The sequence below is a fragment of the Methylobacterium fujisawaense genome (genome assembly GCF_014138435.1).
In the GTDB taxonomy this organism is placed as follows: domain Bacteria; phylum Pseudomonadota; class Alphaproteobacteria; order Rhizobiales; family Beijerinckiaceae; genus Methylobacterium; species Methylobacterium fujisawaense.
Genome location: NZ_JACJIM010000001.1, coordinates 427,771 through 444,295, shown reverse-complemented (window position 1 = coordinate 444,295; position 16,525 = coordinate 427,771). Strand labels below are relative to the sequence as shown.

The window sequence follows — 16,525 nt, the reverse complement described above, 5'->3', positions numbered from 1 at the left end:
GTCATGGCCGGTGATCCCGGGGCCGTCGAGGCCACCCTCAAGTCCAGGATCGGAGCGATCCTCCGCTCGACCAGCGGCAACTTCCTGGAGATGTTCGACTTTTTCCTGTTCGGCTTCTACGCCACCTATATCGCGCGGGCGTTCTTCCCGGCGGGCAACGAGACCACCGAGCTGCTCCTGACCTTCGGCACGTTCTGGCTCGGGGCGCTGATGCGGCCGCTCGGGGCGATCGTGCTGGGCGCCTATATCGACCGGATCGGGCGCCGGAAGGGCCTGATCATCACGCTCGCGATCATGGCGAGCGGCACGGTGCTCATCGCCTTCTGCCCGAGCTACGACACGATCGGCGTCGCGGCCCCGCTGATCGTGCTCGCCGGGCGCCTGCTCCAGGGCTTCTCGGCGGGCGTCGAGATCGGCGGCGTCTCGATCTACCTGTTCGAGATCGCCACGCCCGGGCGGCGCGGCTTCTACACCTCGTTCCAGTCGGCGAGCCAGCAGGTGGCGATCATGTTCGCCGCCTTGATCGGCTACGGGCTGAACGCCTTCCTGACCAAGCAGCAGATCGGCGATTTCGGCTGGCGCATCCCGTTCCTGATCGGCTGCCTGATCGTGCCGTTCATCTTCTTCATCCGGCGCTCGCTCCAGGAGACGCAGGAATTCGCCAAGCGGACCCGCCACCCGACCACCCGCGAGATCCTCACCACGGTGGCCGCCAACTGGCGGATCGTGCTGCTCGGCATGATGCTGACCACGATGACCACGGTGACCTTCTACATGATCACCGTCTACACCCCGACCTTCGGCAGGAACGTCCTCAAGCTCACCGAGACCGACAGCCTGATCGTGACGCTGTTCGTGGCGATCACCAACTTCATCTGGCTGCCCGTGGGCGGAGCCCTGTCGGACGCGATCGGGCGCAAGCCGGTGCTGCTGACGATCTCGACCCTGTCGCTGCTGACGACCTACCCGGCGCTGCACTGGCTCGTGGCCGATCCGACCTTCGGCAAGATGCTCGCCGTCGAGCTGTGGTTCTCGTTCTTCTTCGGCGTCTACAACGGCGCGATGGTGGTCTCCCTCTCCGAGGTGGTGCCGGCCCATGTCCGCGCCAGCGGCTTCTCGCTGGCCTACAGCCTCGCCACCGCGCTGTTCGGCACGGCCACGCCGATGGTCTCCACCTTCCTGATCGAGAAGACCGGCGACCGAGCGGCGCCGAGCTACTGGCTCATGGCGGCGGCCGCCTGCGGCATCGTCGCGACGCTCGCGCTGTTCCGGGGCCGGCCGGGACTGGGGCGCGTGCCCGCCCACGCCTGAGGGCGATCGCCGCTCAGCTCTCCTGCCAGATCCGGATCCGGGCCTTGAACGCGGCCCGGATATGCGCCCGGGCCGCCGCTTCTGCGCCGTCTGCATCGTGCGCCCGGATCGCCGCCACGATGGCGGCATGTTCGGTGAGCGACTCCGCGGCGCGGTCGGGGGCCGCCAGCGTGGTGGCGCCCGGCAGCAGCACCAGGGACAGGCGCATCGTCTCCAGCGTGCTCTGCAGGAAGCGGTTGCGCGCCGCTCCGTGGATCTGCCGGTGGAACAGACGGTTGGTCCGCGCGAGCGCTGGCGCGTCCCCCAGCAGCGTCCGGTCCCGGGCGACCATCTCCTCCAGGATCTCGGTCTCGACCGCGCTCGCATGGATCGCCGCGAGGCGGGCGGCCGTCCCCTCCAGCACCTCGCGCAGATCGTAGAGTTCGCTCACCTGCCCGTAATCGAGCTGCGCCACGCTGGCGCCCCGGTGCGGTTCGTGGGCGACGAGGCCCTGCGCCTCCAGCCGTCCCAGCGCCTCGCGCACCGGCGTGCGGCTGATCTGAAACCGCTCGGCCAGCTCCGCCTCGCGCAGGCGGCTGCCGGGCGCGAGTTCGCCCTCCTCGATCGCCCGCAGCAGCCGCTCATAGGCGCCGGCGCCGCTGGAGCGCTCCGATTCGCTCGCCTTCATTCCCGGCTCTCCTCGGCTTGGCCATAGCCCGAAACCGACGCCGCCGAAACGCTTGCGGCATATTGCATGCACTCGTATACAATAACGCGAGGCCGAACGGCGAAGAGGAGGTTGGCATGCAGCGCCCGGGCGACGCGCAGTGGGACGTGGTGGTGGTCGGGTCGGGAAACGCCGCCATGAGCGCCGGGCTCGCCGCCCTGGAGCGCGGCGCCTCGGTGCTGATGATCGAGAAGGCGGAGCAGGATCTCGCCGGCGGCAACACCGCCTACACGGCAGGCGCCATGCGCTTCGTCTACGCGGGCAACGACGACCTGATCCCACTGCTGGCCGACCCCGAGGATCCGCGCCTGCCGCGCACCGATTTCGGCGCCTATACGGCGCAGACGTTCGAGAAGGACCTGCTCGGCTTCAACGACGGGCGGCCGCTGTCGCGCGAGCAGCGCATCCTGATCGACGAGAGCGGCGCGGCCCTGCGCTGGCTGGCGACGCAGGGCGTGAAGTTCGAGCCGATCTACTCTCGGCAATCCTTCGAGAAGGAGGGGCGCTTCGTATTCTGGGGCGGCCTGACGCTCGCCACCCACGACGAGGGCTTCGGCCTCGCCCGGACCGAGCTCGAGGCCTTCACCGAGGCCGGCGGTACGATCCGCTACGGCTGCCCGGCCACCGGGCTGACCGTCGAGGACGGACGCGTCGTCGGCGTGGAGACGCCGCAGGGAGCCTTCCGCGCCAAGGCCGTGGTGCTCGCCTGCGGCGGCTTCGAGTCGAACGCCGCCCTGCGGACGCGCTTCATCGGCGAGGGCTGGGACAAGGCCCGGGTGCGCGGCACGCCGCACAACCAGGGCGACGGGCTCCAGATGGCCCTGGACCTCGGCGCGAAGGCCCACGGCTTCTACGGCGGCTGCCACGCCACGCCGATGGACCTGCACACGCCCGATTACGGCAACCTCGACCTGCCGCACGGCGAGCGCAAGCACTACCGGAAGATCTGCTACTTCCTGGGGCTGATGCTCAACGCGAACGGCGAGCGGTTCGTCGACGAGGGCAAGGATTTCCGCAACTACACCTATGCCCAGTTCGGCCGCGCGATCATGGAGCAGCCCGGCCACGTGGCCTGGCAGATCTTCGACGCCAAGGTCGATCACCTGCTCTACAGCGAGTACCGGTTCCACGACGCGCATTTCGTCGAGGCGGATACCCTGGACGGGCTCCTCGACAGGCTCGACGGCATCGACCGCGCAGCCGCGAAGAGGACCATCGCGGATTTCAACGCCGCCGTGGACGGGACCGTGCCGTTCGACCCGACCGTCAAGGACGGGCGCGGCACGAAGGGTCTCGCCCTGCCGAAGTCGAACTGGGCCCAGACGATCGAGACCGGGCCGTTCAAAGCCTACCCGGTCACCGGCGGCATCACCTTCACCTATGGCGGCGTCGAGGTCGGCGACGATGGCGGCGTGAAGCGCGAGGACGGCCGTGCGATCCCTGGCCTCTACGCCTGCGGCGAGATGGTGGGCGGCGTGTTCTTCAACGGCTATCCCGGCGGCTCGGGGCTGACTTCCGGCGTCGTGTTCGGCCGCCGCGCCGGCTACGGCGCCGCCGCGGGGGCGCGGGGCTGAGGACCCTCGGCCGAGCGCGACCGGCTCCGTCTTCCGTGGGGGCTAGGGTGCTTGCCCATCGGCCCGGACCGGGCCCGACGCGCCCCCCCTTTCCCGCGTGGGGGAGGGGACCCGCGCGTCCTCCGGTGCCCGTGCTGCCAGACTGAGATGTGAATCCGGTCGCCCGCAGACGGGGGAGGGCGCGTGGGAGACCCGTCCGATCCCCGCATCTCGACCCCGCGCCCCCTGTCCGAGCCGCCTCGGCGGGCGTAGAAGCCCGCCCATGCCCGCCCGACACGCCGTCTTCACCATCTCCCGCGGCGTCCCGTTCCTTCCGACGCTCGCCGAGGCGCTGCTCTCCGGCCGGCTCGTCGGGCCGGTCGCGGACGATCCGCTGGCGCTCGCCGCCGTCACGATCTACCTGCCGACCCGCCGCGCCGCCCGGGCGCTCGGCGCGATCCTGGCCGAGAGGCTTGGCCGGGACGCGCCCGGTCGGGCCACCCTACTGCCGCGGATGATTCCTCTCGGGGAGGCCGACGAGGCGGAACTCGACCTCGCCGCCGAGCCGCTGCTGGAGGCCAACGCCGATCCCCTGAGCGCGCCGATGCCTCCGCTGGAGCGCCGGCTGATCCTCGCCCGCCTCGTCCAGGCCTGGGCCAAGACCGTCGACCGGACCCTGCTGCCGCTGGACGCCGAGGTGCCGTTCCTCGTGCCGTCCTCCCCGGCCGACGCGGTCGGCCTCGCCGGTGATCTCGAACGGCTGATGGACGCCCTCACCGTCGAGGGTCTGCCCTGGTCGGAGATCGGCGCCGCCGTCGAGGCCGAATATTCCCGCTACTTCGGCCTGACCCTCGACTTCGTGAAGATCGCCGCCGAGAACTGGCCGAAGCTTCTGTCCGAGCGGGGCCTCGCCGATCCCGTCGCCCGCGCCCGCGGCCTCGTGCTGGCCGAGGAGCGGCGTCTGTCGCGCAATGCGACGCCGGACCCCGTGATCGTCGCCGGCTCGCTCGGCTCGGTCCCCGCCACCGCCCGCCTCATCGCCGCCGTAGCGAAGCTGCCGCGGGGCGCGGTGGTGCTGCCCGGGCTCGACCTCGACCTCGACGCGGCCGGCTGGGACGGCATCGACACCGGCGAGGGCTTTTCCCGCGTCATCGCGCACGGCCACCCGCAGGCGGTGCTGCACCGGCTGCTCGGGCCTGAGAACCTCAACCTGGACCGCGCGGAGATCGTCGCCCTCGGCGCGCCCGACGCCGGCCAGGCTGCGCGGGCCGCGCTCTTGTCGCAGGCTCTGCGGCCGGCCGACACGACCGACGCCTGGGCCGCCCTCGACCCGGCCGAGCGCGACACCGTCGCCCGGCGCGGCCTCGAAGGACTGGCGCTGGCCGAGGCCGCCGACGAGCGCGAGGAGGCGCTGGTCGCGGCGTTGGCGCTGCGCGAGACCCTCCAGACCCCCGGCGCCACCGTGGCCCTCATCACGCCCGACCGGGGGCTCGCCGGCCGGGTCGCCGTCGAACTCCTGCGCTGGGGCATCGTCGCCGAGGATTCCGCCGGCCTGTCCCTGGCCGGAAGCCCGGCCGGGCGGCTCGCCCGGCTCGCCGCGGAACTCGCCGCCGATCTCGCCCGCAGCCAGGCGGACACGATCCCGGCCCGGCTGATCGCGCTGCTCTCGCACCCGATGGTCCATCTTGGTCTGCCACGCGCGGAGGTGGTCCGGGGTGCCGCGGCCCTGGAGATCGGGCTGCTGCGCGGCCCGGTTCCGGCCCCGGGTTTCGACGGCCTGCGCCATGCCCTCGCCGCCGAGCGCGCCGGACCGCCCGAGCGCCGACCCCGGGCCAAGCGCCGCCTGAAGGATATCGACTGGGACTTGGCCGCGGACCTGCTCGACCGGCTGGATCTGGTGTTCCGGGATTTCCCGGGCCCGGACGGGACGGGGGCGTGCGACCTCGTGGCGACGGCCGCACGCCATCGGGAGGCCTGCGACCAGCTGATCGCCGGGCCGGAGGACGCCCCCGAGGAGGAGCCGGACGGATCCCTGTCCTGCCTCGACGCCCTGTTCGACGATCTGGAGATGGCCGAGCCCGACCTGATGCCGGGTCGGTTCGACGATTACGCCACCTTCTTCACGTCGCTTGCCCGGGAACGCACCGTCGCCTGCTCGGGCGAGGCGCCGCATCCGCGACTGCGCATCCTCGGCCTGCTGGAGGCGCGCCTGCTCTCTGTCGACCGGGTGGTGCTCGGCGGGCTCGACGAGGGCGTCTGGCCGGTGCGCACGCTGACCGATTCGTTCCTCAACCGGCCGATGCGCGAGCGGGTCGGCCTCAACCCGCCCGAGCGGCGCATCGGGCAGATGGCCCACGATTTCGTGCAGGCGCTGGGCTGCCGGGACGCGGTGATCACCCGGGCCCTGAAGCGCGAAGGCGCGCCGACCGTGCCGTCGCGGCTGATCCAGCGCCTGCGCGCGCTCTCGGGCGACGCAACCTGGGAGACGGTCCTGGACGCCGGGCGCCGGTTCAACGGCCTCGCGGCCCGGCTCGACGCCGCCCCTCCGGAGCCGCGGCTGAAGCGCCCCGCGCCCAAGCCGGACCCGGCGCTGTTTCCGCGCTCCCTCAGCGTCACCGAGATCGAGACGCTGGTGCGCGATCCCTACAGCATCTTCGCCCGCCACGTGCTCGGGCTCGACCCTCTCGATCCGCTGGCGGCGGCGCCGAGCGTCGCGACCCGCGGCTCCCTGGTGCACGAGGTCTTCGCCGAGTTCGCCCGCCGGCATCCGCAGGATCTGCCCCCGGATCCGGCGGAGCGCCTCCTGAACCTCGCGGTGAACGCCTTCGCGGAGATCGAGGCGGAGTACCCGAACCTCTACGCCGAGTGGTGGCCGCGCTACGAGCGCATGGCCGCGGCCTATCTCGACTGGGAGACGCAGCGCCGGCCCGGGCTGAGCCGGATCCACCCCGAGGTTTCCGGGCGCTGGGTGATCCCGATGGGCCGGGAGACCTTTACGCTGCGCGCCCGGGCCGACCGGATCGAGCTGCGCCCGGACGGCACTGCCTGCATCGTCGACTACAAGACCGGCACGCCGCCCTCTGCCAAGCAGATCTTCTCCGGCTTCTCGCCGCAGCTCACCCTGGAGGCCGCGATGCTCATGCACGGCGCCTTCCCGGATCTGCCGGCCGTGACGGTCACGCCGGACCTGTTCTACGTCCACGCCTCGGGCGGGCGTAAGCCCTTCGTGCCGGTGCCGGTGAAGCCGCCGAGAGGCGAGGAGCGCGCCGTCGCGGCGATCGTGGCCGAGCACGCCGAGCGGCTGCGGGGTCTGCTCGCCCGGTTCATGACCGGCGAGGCCGCCTATACGGCGCGCCCCTATCCGCAATACGCCAGCAAGTACGGTGCCTACGATCACCTCGCCCGGGTGCTGGAATGGTCGCTGGGCGGGGAGGAGGGCGGGGAGTGACGCCGTCCCATCGGGCCGAACTCATCCCGCCCGCGCCCGCATCCTGAGACGCCGGAGCGCTGCTAATGCCTCGAAGGCGGAGTCCGCACGGCGCCGCGATCCCTGGGCTCCGCTTTCGAGGCGGTTCCGCTGCACCTCAGAAGCGGGATCGGCTGGCAGGCGCGTCCCCCGGGGCTCAGAAGAACGCCTGCAGCCCCGTCTGCGCCCGGCCCAGGATCAGGGCGTGGACGTCGTGGGTGCCCTCGTAGGTGTTCACCGTCTCGAGGTTCTGGGCGTGGCGCATCACGTGGTACTCGCCCATGATGCCGTTGCCGCCGTGCATGTCCCGGGCGGTGCGGGCGATGTCCAGCGCCTTGCCGCAATTGTTGCGCTTGACCAGCGAGATCATCTCCGGCGCCATCTTGCCCTCGTCCATCAGCCGCCCGACCCGCAGCGAGGCCTGGAGGCCCAGCGCGATCTCGGTCTGCATGTCGGCGAGCTTCTTCTGGACGAGCTGGGTCTGCGCCAGGGGGCGACCGAACTGCTTGCGCTCCAGCGTGTAGGTGCGGGCGCGGTGCCAGCAATCCTCGGCGGCGCCCATTGCGCCCCAGGAGATGCCGTAGCGCGCCCGGTTGAGGCAGCCGAACGGCCCCTTCAGCCCCGAGACGTTCGGCAGCAGCGCGTCCTCGCCGACCTCGACGCCCTCCATGACGATCTCGCCGGTGGTGGAGGCGCGCAGGGACAGCTTGCCCTTGAGCGTCGGAGCCGACAGGCCCTTCATGCCCTTCTCGAGGACGAATCCGCGGATCGCGCCCTCGTGCGCGTCGGATTTCGCCCAGACCACGAACACGTCCGCGAAGGGCGCGTTCGAGATCCACATCTTGGCGCCGGTGAGCCGGTAGCCGCCGTCGATCTTCTCGGCCTTGGTCTTCATGCCGGCCGGATCCGAGCCGGCATCGGGCTCCGTGAGGCCGAAGCAGCCGATCCATTCCCCCGAGGCGAGCTTCGGCAGGAACTTCTGGCGCTGCTCCTCCGAGCCGTAGGCGTGGATCGGGTACATCACGAGGGAGGATTGCACGCTCATCATCGAGCGGTAGCCGGAATCCACCGCCTCGACGGCGCGCGCCACCAGCCCGTAGGCGACGTAGGACGCGCCGGCGCATCCATACTCCTCCGGCAGGGTGACGCCGAGGAGGCCCAGTTCGCCCATCTTGCGGAACAGGCCCGGATCGGTCGTCTCGTTCGCGTAGGCCTCGACGATCCCTGGCAGGAGCTGCTCCTGCGCGAAGCTCTGGGCGACGTTGCGGATCGCCCGCTCATCCTCGGTGAGCTGATCCTCCAGCAGGAAGGGATCGTCCCAGACGAAGCGGGGCGAGGCCGGGGCCGACGGGGAGGCGCTGCCCGGAGGGCGCATCGGAGCGTTCATCGAAATTCCTCGCCTGCAGGGATGCGCCGGGCCTCGCGGACCCGCGCTTGCGCCTACCCTAGACCCGGAAAACGCCCCGTCCAACGCGCGCGGTGACGCCGGGGCGCCGCCGTCACGCCCGGCCGAGGAGCATCAGCCACGCCAGGGTGGTGAGCGGCGCCAGCAGGGTCGAGACCAGCACGGAGGCCGCTACCATCCCGGTTTCGGTCTTGTAGCGCGCCGCCAGCAGGTAGGCGTTGATCCCCACCGGCATGGCGGCGAACAGGGTCGCGACGCCCGCATAGGCGGCCGGCATCGCGAAGACGTGGAAGGCCAGGATCCAGACCGCCAGCGGGTGCAGGAGGTTCTTCAGGAGGGCGATGACCAGGGCGCCCTTGAGGTCGAACAGCACCCGGTAGCGCTTCAGGCCGGCTCCGAGCGCCACCAGCGCACAGGTGGAGGCGGTGCCCGCGAAGGCGTCGATGAGCGATCGGGCGATGCCGACCGGCGCGAGACCGAGCCCCTTCATCGCCATGCCGATCAGGAGCGCCACGAAGATCGGGTTGCGCAGCAGCACCAGGGCGAGCCCCCGGATCCGCGCCAGGACCGGCAGGCCGGAATCGGATTCGATCAGGAAGGTGGCGCTGCCCATCATCAGCGGCAGGTGGACGGCGAGCAGCATGAACAGCGGGAAGGCGCCCTCCTCGCCATAGGCCTGGAGGATCATCGGCACGCCGACGAACACCGTGTTCGACTGGCTCGCCGCGAAGCCGTGCAGGATGGCGCCCCGCCGCTCGATCCCGGCGCGCCGCCGGGCGATCAGCGTGCCGACGAACCACGAGATCGCGGCGCCGCCGAAATACGCGACCCAGTAGGACCATGTGACGGTCCCGCTCATGCCGGGCTTGGTCAGCGTGGCGATGATCAGGGCCGGGACGGCGACGGCGAAGACGTATTCCGACAGACCGTCGCTCACCTTGTCGGAGAGAAGGCCCGCGAGGGCTGTCGCCCAGCCGATCAGGACGATCCCGAAGATCGGGGCGATGATGGCGAGGGCGTTCACGGATCCGGGCGGCGTGCGGGAAGGCGGGGATGACCGCCCTTAGCACGCCGCCTCGGTCCTATGCCTAGGCGCCGGGAGAATGGCTCGTCGGCGCCCGCCGCGGCCGGGACGGTCTCCGGCGCGCGGGCCTATTTGTTCTCCAGCACCTTCATGGGATCCGTGCGCTGGCTCGCGGGCGGCTCCTTGGTGAGGTTGGCGGCGCCTTCGCGCTGTACCTTCACGTCCCGCGGCGAGCCCGGACCGCCCACCGCGCGGCCGCCCTCGTCGCTCTGCGTCGGCACGGTGCCGGAGGCGAGTTCCAGGCAGGTCACCATCTCGACGTAGGACGGATAGCCGCCTGCCTTGAACTGATCCTCGCACTGGCGCTTGGCGGCGGGGGTGTAGCTGCTCCAGTGCCGCTCGGCCTCCTTCCGGGCTTCGCGCTCGGAGCGGAGGCAGCCGTCGTAATTCGCCTTGTCGCTGATGGACGTGTTGGTGACCTGCGCCGACTGGCAGGTCCGCTCGACATCGAGAGTCGGGACGGCGTCGGCGCGCGCCGAGAGCGGGGCGAGCGCCAGGGTGAGCAGCGCGAAGGTGCCGGGGACCATCGCGCGGAAACGGGTCGTCATGTCGTCGGACTCGCGATCTGTGGCGGCGTGCGCCGTCGGAACTGCCGGCACAACGCGCCAGGAACCCGTTCGGCACCAACCGCCCTCGACAATCAGCCCCCGTGGGCGCTGCGCAGAGCCTGGTCGAGATCGCCGTACAGGTCCTCCGTGTCCTCGATGCCCGTGGACAGGCGCAGGAGATCCGGCGGGCAGGGGCTGCCCGGGCCCTCCACCGAGGCGCGGTGTTCGATGAGACTCTCGACGCCGCCGAGGGAGGTCGCCCGCTTCCAGAGCCGCACCCGCGCCGCCGTGGCGATGGCGCCGGCCTCGCCGCCGGCCACCCGGATCGACAGCATGAAGCCGAAGCCGTCCCGCATCTGACGGCGGGCGATCGCGTGCCCGGGATCGTCCGGCAGTCCCGGATAGAGGACGTGGGTTACGAGCGGGTTCCCGCTCAGGCGCTCGGCGAGCCGCAGGGCACCCGCCGATTGTGCCGCGGCCCGCAGGTGCAGGGTCCGGAGCGAGCGCATCAGCAGGTAGGCCTCGAAGGGCCCGAGGATACCGCCGCTGCCGGCCCGGATCCCCCGGATCCGATCCCAGAACGCGTCGGCCCGCGCGCCCGCCAGCACGCCCGCCACGACGTCCGAATGGCCGTTCAGGATCTTCGTGGCCGAGTGCATCACGATGTCGGCACCGCGTTCCAGGGGACGCGTGTGCACCGGCGAGGCGGCCGTGGAATCGACGGCGAGCCGTGCCCCCGCCGCGTGGGCGATCTCGGCGGCGGCGGCGATGTCGGTGACCGTCCAGAGCGGGTTGCCGGGGGTCTCGATCCAGACGAGCCGGGTCCGGCCGGGCGCGACCGCGGCGCGCAGGGCATCCAGATCGGCCGTGTCCACGAAGGTGAGCGTCAGGCCGCGCCGGGGCGCCTCCTCGCGCAGCCAGCGCTTCAGCGCCCAGTACATGACCGTGCCGGCGACCACGTGGTCGCCGGGCTCCAGGGCGCCGAACACCGCGGTCGCCGCCGCCATTCCGGAGCCGAACAGCAGCGCGCCGGCCTCCGCACCCTCCAGCATCGCCAGGACGGATTCGGCCTCGCGCACCGTGGCGTTGTCGGGCCGCGCGTAGCTGTAGCCGGAGCTGTAGCCGTTGTCGGGATCGCGGATGAAGGTGGTCGAGACGTGCAGCGGCATGACCACCGCCCGCGTCCCGGGCTCGATCCGGCCCATGGCCTGGGCCGCGAGGGTTCGGGGCGTGAATCCCGGCGCAGCGTCGCTGCGGCTATCCGACGGACCCTGCGGCGCGTTAGGCAGTGACATCTGGCGATTCTCGGCGGATGGAGACGGCCGCGTGCCACGGCGCGTTGGCCCCGGCAAGCCACGCCCGCAACCCGCGCCTGCAAGCCACGCCCGCAAGCCCTGCCCGGTGGAGACGAACGATCATGACGGCCGCCATACACGTCCCCCAGGGGGCGCCTCTGTCGCGCTGGCTACGGCTCGCCGCCGCGATCCTGCCGGTGGCGGCCACCGCGGTGGTCGGCTCGATGGCGACCCAGGCCGAGATCCCGGGATGGTATGCCGGCCTGAACAAGCCGGTCTTCAACCCGCCGAATTGGGTGTTCCCGGTCGCGTGGACGATCCTCTACACGATGATCGCGATCGCACTCTGGCGGCTGCTCGGCACTATGCCGCGCACCGGACCGAGCCGCACGGGCTGGTGGCTCGCCCTGACGGCCTTCCTGGTGCAACTGGTGCTCAACGCCGCCTGGACGCCCGTCTTCTTCACCGCCCACGCGATCGGCGCGGGGCTCATTGTCGTCGCGATGCTGCTCGTGATGGTGCTCTGGACCATCCGGCTGGCCTGGCGGTTCGACCGGATCGCCGCATGGCTCCTCGTGCCCTACGCCGCCTGGGTGGGCTTCGCGACGCTCCTCAACGCGGCGATCCTGCGGATGAACTGAGCACGCATGCGGCCTTCGCTCCGTCATCGCGGACGGAGCGAAGCGACCCGGAGCGGGTGAGCCGCGTCAGGATTCGCCGGCGGGCTTCTCCTCGCCGGCCGGCCGCCCGTCGTCGCGGGCGCGGTGGAGCAGGAAGATCGCGAAGACCATCGTGAGGATCAGCCCCGCCAGCACGCCGAGTTCGATCATCGACGCCTGGAACAGCGCCTGCTTCTCGGGCGACCAGTCCTTGGCGTGCATGATCTCGGAGGATTGCAGCGTGATCACCAGGACGCGCCGGATCGAGGCGATCAGCCCGACGATCAGGAACGGCTCGCAGGTCAGGGTGCCCGACCGCATCGAGACCCGCACCGTGTGCAGGATCTCGATCAGCATGAGCAGGAACAGCAGCCGGTCGATCACCTCCAGGATCTGCTGGGCGCCGCCGAGCGCCCGCATGGCCTCCCAGGTGAGCCCCGCGGCATCGACCAGCGCGACAATGGCGGTGAGGGCGAGCAGAAGACCGAGCGCCGCGTAGATCGCGTGCTCGGTGTGCAGGAAGATCGCGCTGGCGAGCCGCGTCAGGCGGCCCTGGTCTTCCGAATGAGCTGACATCATTCCCCCCTGGAATGTGCCGAAACGATCAGCTTCCGGCGCGCGCGTCCAGCCCATGGACGGGCGCGGCCGATCAATCGGACGCGAGGGTGGCGTTACGCCGCTGACTCGCGGGGCGATTCCTCAGTGGAAGAACGGCAGGGCATGCGGCGCGAGATAGCCGAAGCCGAGGAGTGCGGCTCCGGCGAGACCCAGGAAACCGCCGGCGAAGACCAAGAGGGTGATGCCGGTGATGACCTCGGCCGATGCCAGCACGATGCCGATCTGGAAGGCCGCCGAGGCCAGTTCGTAATGGTGGTAACGCAGCAGCGCGAGGTCGCGCCGGCCTTCCGAAGCGCGGGCCTTGGCGGTCAGCTCCTTGCGCCCCTCGCCGGTGGCGGGCTCGGATTCCCAGCGCGTCAGGGTCTTGGCCCACTCGGCACGCTTGGCGGCGATCGCGTCCTGGTTCGGTCCCGGCGGAAGCAGGGCCAGGGCCTCGTCGGCGGTCTTCAGCACCGTGGAGCGGATGGTGCGGGCCTGAAAATAGGCCCATTGGTTTGCGGCCTCCACATTGGCCCCGATCGACTCCGTCTGGGACGCCTTGCCCAGGGTCTCGCTGAAGGCGAGGAACAGCGCCAGCACCGAGATCAGCAGCGCCACGCGCTTGTTCGACCCTTCGATCGCCCCGTGACCACCCGACATCGTTTAGCGCGTCTCCGTTGATTCGATGGGGGGAGTCACAGCCCATCGCGGCGCGGGACGCAATGCACCGCGCCGCGGGGGGCCTATTCCGCGGCGATCCGCGGCGGCAGCGGATGCCCGTCGTTGGCCGGATGGGCCGGGTCGAAGGTCGTGGCATCCTCCGGGTCGTCGCGCTCGCCCACGAAGCGGCCGAACAGGCGCTTCAGCAGGCGCGACAGGTCGTCCATCAGGACGAAGATCGCCGGCACGAAGACCAGGGACAGCACCGTCGAGACGATCAGGCCGCCGATCACCGCCACCGCCATGGGCGAGCGGAACTCGCCGCCGATCCCGTAGGCCATCGCCGACGGCACCATGCCGGCCGCCATGGCGATGGTGGTCATCACGATCGGTCGGGCGCGTTTGCGGCCCGCATCCACGATGGCGACGTTCCGGTCGACGCCGGCGCGGATCTGCTCCACGGCGAAATCCACCAGCATGATGGCGTTCTTGGTCACGACGCCCATCAGCATCAGGATGCCGATCACCACCGGCATCGAGATCGGCATGTGGCAGATCAGCAGGGCCAGGATCGCGCCGCCGATGGAGAGCGGCAGCGAGAACAGGATGGTCAGCGGCTGCAGGAAGTTGCCGAACAGCAGGATCAGCACGCCGAAGACCATCATCAGGCCGGCGCCCATGGCGAGCGCGAAGCCCTCGAACACCTCGCCCATGACTTCTGCGTCGCCGGTCTGGCTGATCGTCACCCCGGGCGGCAGGTTCTTGGCCGTCGGCAGGTTCATCACCTGGGTGATCAGCTCGGCGAGCGCATCGGTGCCCTGCATGTCGCCCTCGAGGGCGACGCGCACGGCGCGGTCGTAGCGGTCGATGCCGGTCGGGCCCTGGCCGAGGCTGATATCGGCGACGGTGGCGAGCGGCACGGCGGCCCCGCCCTTGACCGGCACCTTCAGGGTCTCGAGATCGGAGAGCCGGCCGCGCAGGCGCTCGGGCAGCTGCACGCGGATCGGCACCTGCCGGTCGGTGGCGTTGAACTTGGCGAGGTTCATGCCGATGTCGCCGATCGTGCCGACCCGCACCGTCTCGGCGATGGTGTCCGTGCTGACGCCGAGGTCGGCCGCCACCGCGGGCTTCGGCCGGATCCGCACCTCGGTCCGGTCGAGCGGCGCCGTCGACATGACGTTGACGAGGTGGGGGACCCGCTGGGCCTCGCGCTGGAGCTTGGCGGCGACCTCCGCCACCACGGCCTTGTCGGGGCCGGCGATGATCAGCGCGAGATCGCGCTGGCCGCCCTCGCGCAGGGCCCAGAACCGCAGGTCCGGCTCCTCCCGCAGGATCGCCGCGACCTCGGCGTCGACCTGCTTCTGGGTCTTGTGGCGGGCGTTCTTCGGGGTGAGGTTGATGGTCAGGCTCGCGAGCCGCACCTCCTTCTTGGCCGGCAGTTGGCGGCCGCCGTCCACGAACACGCTCTTCACCTCGGGCAGCGCGCGGATCTTCTCCTCGATGCGGTCGGTGACCCGGACCGTGTCCGGGAGCCGGGCGCCCGGCGGCAGCTCGACCACGAACAGGGTGCGGGCCTGGTCCTCCGCCGGCAGGAAGCCCGCGGGCAGCAGGCCCGTGGAGGCGATCGAGGCGGCGAAGCACGCGATGCCGAGCACCAGCGTGATGAACTTGTGCCGGACCGACCAGGCGACGAGGCGGGTGTAGCCGCGCATCACGAAGCCGTCCCGCTCGTGGTCCGGCCCGTGGTCGCGCAGGAAGTAGGCGGCGAGCAGCGGCGTGATCAGCCGCGCCACGAGCAGCGACATGAACACCGCCGCCGCGATGGTCAGGCCGAACTGCTTGAAATACTGGCCGGCGATGCCGCCCATAAAGGAGACCGGCGAGAAGATCGCGATGATCGTCGCCGTGATGGCGATGACCGCGAGCCCGATCTCGTCGGCGGCCTCAAGGGATGCGCGGTAGGGCGACTTCCCCATCCGCATGTGCCGGACGATGTTCTCGATCTCCACGATCGCGTCGTCCACCAGAATGCCGGTGACCAGGGTGATCGCCAGCAGGCTCACGGCGTTGAGCGAGAAGCCGAGTGCGCTCATCACCCAGAAGGTCGGCAGCACCGAGAGCGGCAGCGCCACGGCGGCGATCAGCGTCGCCCGCCAGTCCCGCAGGAACAGCAGCACCACCACGACCGCGAGGGCTGCGCCCTCGATCAGGCCCATCATGGCCGAGTGGTAGTTGCCGATCGTGTTGACGACGCTGGTGTCGATCAGGTCGAACCGCACGTTCGGGTTCGCCGCATGGAGCGCCGCGATCTTCTTGGCGACGCCCACCGAGACGTCGGCGTCGCTGGCGCCGCTCGCCCGGGAGATCGCGAAGGCGACCACCGGCTCGCCGTTGAAGCGCGCGAAGGTGCGGGGTTCCTCGGCGGTGTCGGACAGGGTCGCCAGCTCGTCGAGGCGGACCTTGCGGTTGCCCGGCACGACGATGGAGGTCTTGGCCAGCGTCTCGAGGCTCGCCGAGGCGGCGAGCGCCCGGATCGACTGCTCCTGGCCGCCGACCTCGGCCCGGCCGCCGGCCATGTCGGCCGAGGTCAGGCGCAGCTGCCGGTTCACGTCCGCGGCGGTGATGCCCAGCGCCAGCAGCCGGTCGGGCTTCAGGGTGACGCGGATCTCCCGGGCGACGCCGCCCAGGCGCTCGACGCCGCCGACGCCCTTCACGCTCTGCAGGCCGCGGGCGACCACGTCGTCCACGAACCACGACAGGTCCTCGGGGGTCATGGCGGGCGCGGAGGCGCCGTAGACCATGATCGGCAGGCCGGCGATCTCCACGCGGGAGACGATCGGTTCGTCGATGGTGCGCGGCAGGTTCTGCCGGATCTTGGCGATGGCGTCCTTGACGTCGTTGGTCGCCCGATCCTGGTTTACCTCAAGGCGGAACTCGATCGTGGTGGTGGAGGTGCCCTCGGTGATCGTCGAGAGGATGTGCTTGACGCCCTTCACGCCGGCGACCGAATCCTCGACCCACTTGGTCACCTGGGTCTGCAATTCGGACGGGGCCGCCCCCGATTGGGTGATCGTCACCGAGACGATCGGGATGTCGATGTTGGGAAAGCGCGTGATCGGCAGCGAGCGGAAGCTCACGAGCCCGAGGATCATCAGGACCAGGAACAGGACCACCGAGGGCAGGGGCTTGCGGATCGCCCAGGCGGAGACGTTGAGGCGCATGGCCGGATCCTTCGACTCGT

The 16,525-nt window shown here is 70.9% G+C and carries 12 protein-coding genes; 4 read left to right on the top strand and 8 right to left on the bottom strand.

The window, feature by feature from the left end; all coding sequences use genetic code 11:
• The first annotated feature begins 3 nt into the window (after positions 1 to 3).
• The gene (gene tcuC / locus GGQ91_RS02095; protein WP_043357373.1) at positions 4 to 1,311 is read left to right on the top strand and encodes an MFS transporter; all 1,308 of its coding nucleotides are present in this window, start codon (positions 4 to 6) and stop codon (positions 1,309 to 1,311) included.
• A gap of 13 nt (positions 1,312 to 1,324) precedes the next feature.
• On the opposite strand, the gene GGQ91_RS02090 is transcribed toward tcuC, so the two are convergent.
• Positions 1,325 to 1,978 carry a GntR family transcriptional regulator gene (locus GGQ91_RS02090; protein ID WP_043357372.1) on the bottom strand — a complete coding sequence of 218 codons (654 nt, stop codon included), beginning with the start codon at positions 1,976 to 1,978 and terminating at the stop codon, positions 1,325 to 1,327.
• A gap of 116 nt (positions 1,979 to 2,094) precedes the next feature.
• Here GGQ91_RS02090 and tcuA point away from each other — a divergent pair, with 116 nt between their 5' ends.
• Positions 2,095 to 3,591 carry an FAD-dependent tricarballylate dehydrogenase TcuA gene (gene tcuA / locus GGQ91_RS02085; protein ID WP_043385585.1) on the top strand — a complete coding sequence of 499 codons (1,497 nt, stop codon included), beginning with the start codon at positions 2,095 to 2,097 and terminating at the stop codon, positions 3,589 to 3,591.
• Positions 3,592 to 3,853: 262 nt separating this feature from the next.
• A complete protein-coding gene (addB, locus tag GGQ91_RS02080) occupies positions 3,854 to 7,018 on the top strand; it encodes a double-strand break repair protein AddB (RefSeq protein ID WP_182591253.1) in 3,165 nt (1,054 codons plus the stop codon).
• Between the two features lie 175 nt (positions 7,019 to 7,193).
• Here addB and GGQ91_RS02075 read toward each other — a convergent pair whose 3' ends face one another.
• The 4 genes from GGQ91_RS02075 to GGQ91_RS02060 all read right to left on the bottom strand — a co-directional run bounded on the left by GGQ91_RS02075 (position 7,194) and on the right by GGQ91_RS02060 (position 11,368).
• A complete protein-coding gene (locus GGQ91_RS02075; RefSeq protein WP_182591252.1) occupies positions 7,194 to 8,423 on the bottom strand; it encodes an acyl-CoA dehydrogenase in 1,230 nt (409 codons plus the stop codon).
• A 112-nt stretch (positions 8,424 to 8,535) separates the two neighbouring features.
• Positions 8,536 to 9,465 carry an AEC family transporter gene (locus GGQ91_RS02070; RefSeq protein ID WP_182591251.1) on the bottom strand — a complete coding sequence of 310 codons (930 nt, stop codon included), beginning with the start codon at positions 9,463 to 9,465 and terminating at the stop codon, positions 8,536 to 8,538.
• A 128-nt stretch (positions 9,466 to 9,593) separates the two neighbouring features.
• Positions 9,594 to 10,073: a hypothetical protein gene (locus tag GGQ91_RS02065; protein WP_182591250.1), complete on the bottom strand. Its 480-nt coding sequence runs from the start codon at positions 10,071 to 10,073 to the stop codon at positions 9,594 to 9,596.
• 92 nt (positions 10,074 to 10,165) lie between these two features.
• A complete protein-coding gene (locus tag GGQ91_RS02060) occupies positions 10,166 to 11,368 on the bottom strand; it encodes a trans-sulfuration enzyme family protein (protein WP_182591249.1) in 1,203 nt (400 codons plus the stop codon).
• 122 nt (positions 11,369 to 11,490) lie between these two features.
• Between GGQ91_RS02060 and GGQ91_RS02055 the strand changes: the two genes are divergently transcribed.
• A complete protein-coding gene (locus GGQ91_RS02055) occupies positions 11,491 to 12,009 on the top strand; it encodes a TspO/MBR family protein (RefSeq protein WP_182591248.1) in 519 nt (172 codons plus the stop codon).
• 66 nt (positions 12,010 to 12,075) lie between these two features.
• Here GGQ91_RS02055 and GGQ91_RS02050 read toward each other — a convergent pair whose 3' ends face one another.
• The 3 genes from GGQ91_RS02050 to GGQ91_RS02040 all read right to left on the bottom strand — a co-directional run bounded on the left by GGQ91_RS02050 (position 12,076) and on the right by GGQ91_RS02040 (position 16,505).
• Entirely contained in the window at positions 12,076 to 12,603 is a 528-nt protein-coding gene (locus GGQ91_RS02050; protein WP_043353367.1) for a phosphate-starvation-inducible PsiE family protein, read from the bottom strand.
• Positions 12,604 to 12,726: 123 nt separating this feature from the next.
• Positions 12,727 to 13,284, bottom strand: a complete 558-nt coding sequence (locus tag GGQ91_RS02045; RefSeq protein ID WP_043385577.1) for a DUF4337 domain-containing protein — start codon at positions 13,282 to 13,284, stop codon at positions 12,727 to 12,729.
• A gap of 83 nt (positions 13,285 to 13,367) precedes the next feature.
• Positions 13,368 to 16,505, bottom strand: a complete 3,138-nt coding sequence (locus tag GGQ91_RS02040; protein WP_043385575.1) for an efflux RND transporter permease subunit — start codon at positions 16,503 to 16,505, stop codon at positions 13,368 to 13,370.
• Positions 16,506 to 16,525 lie beyond the last annotated feature (20 nt).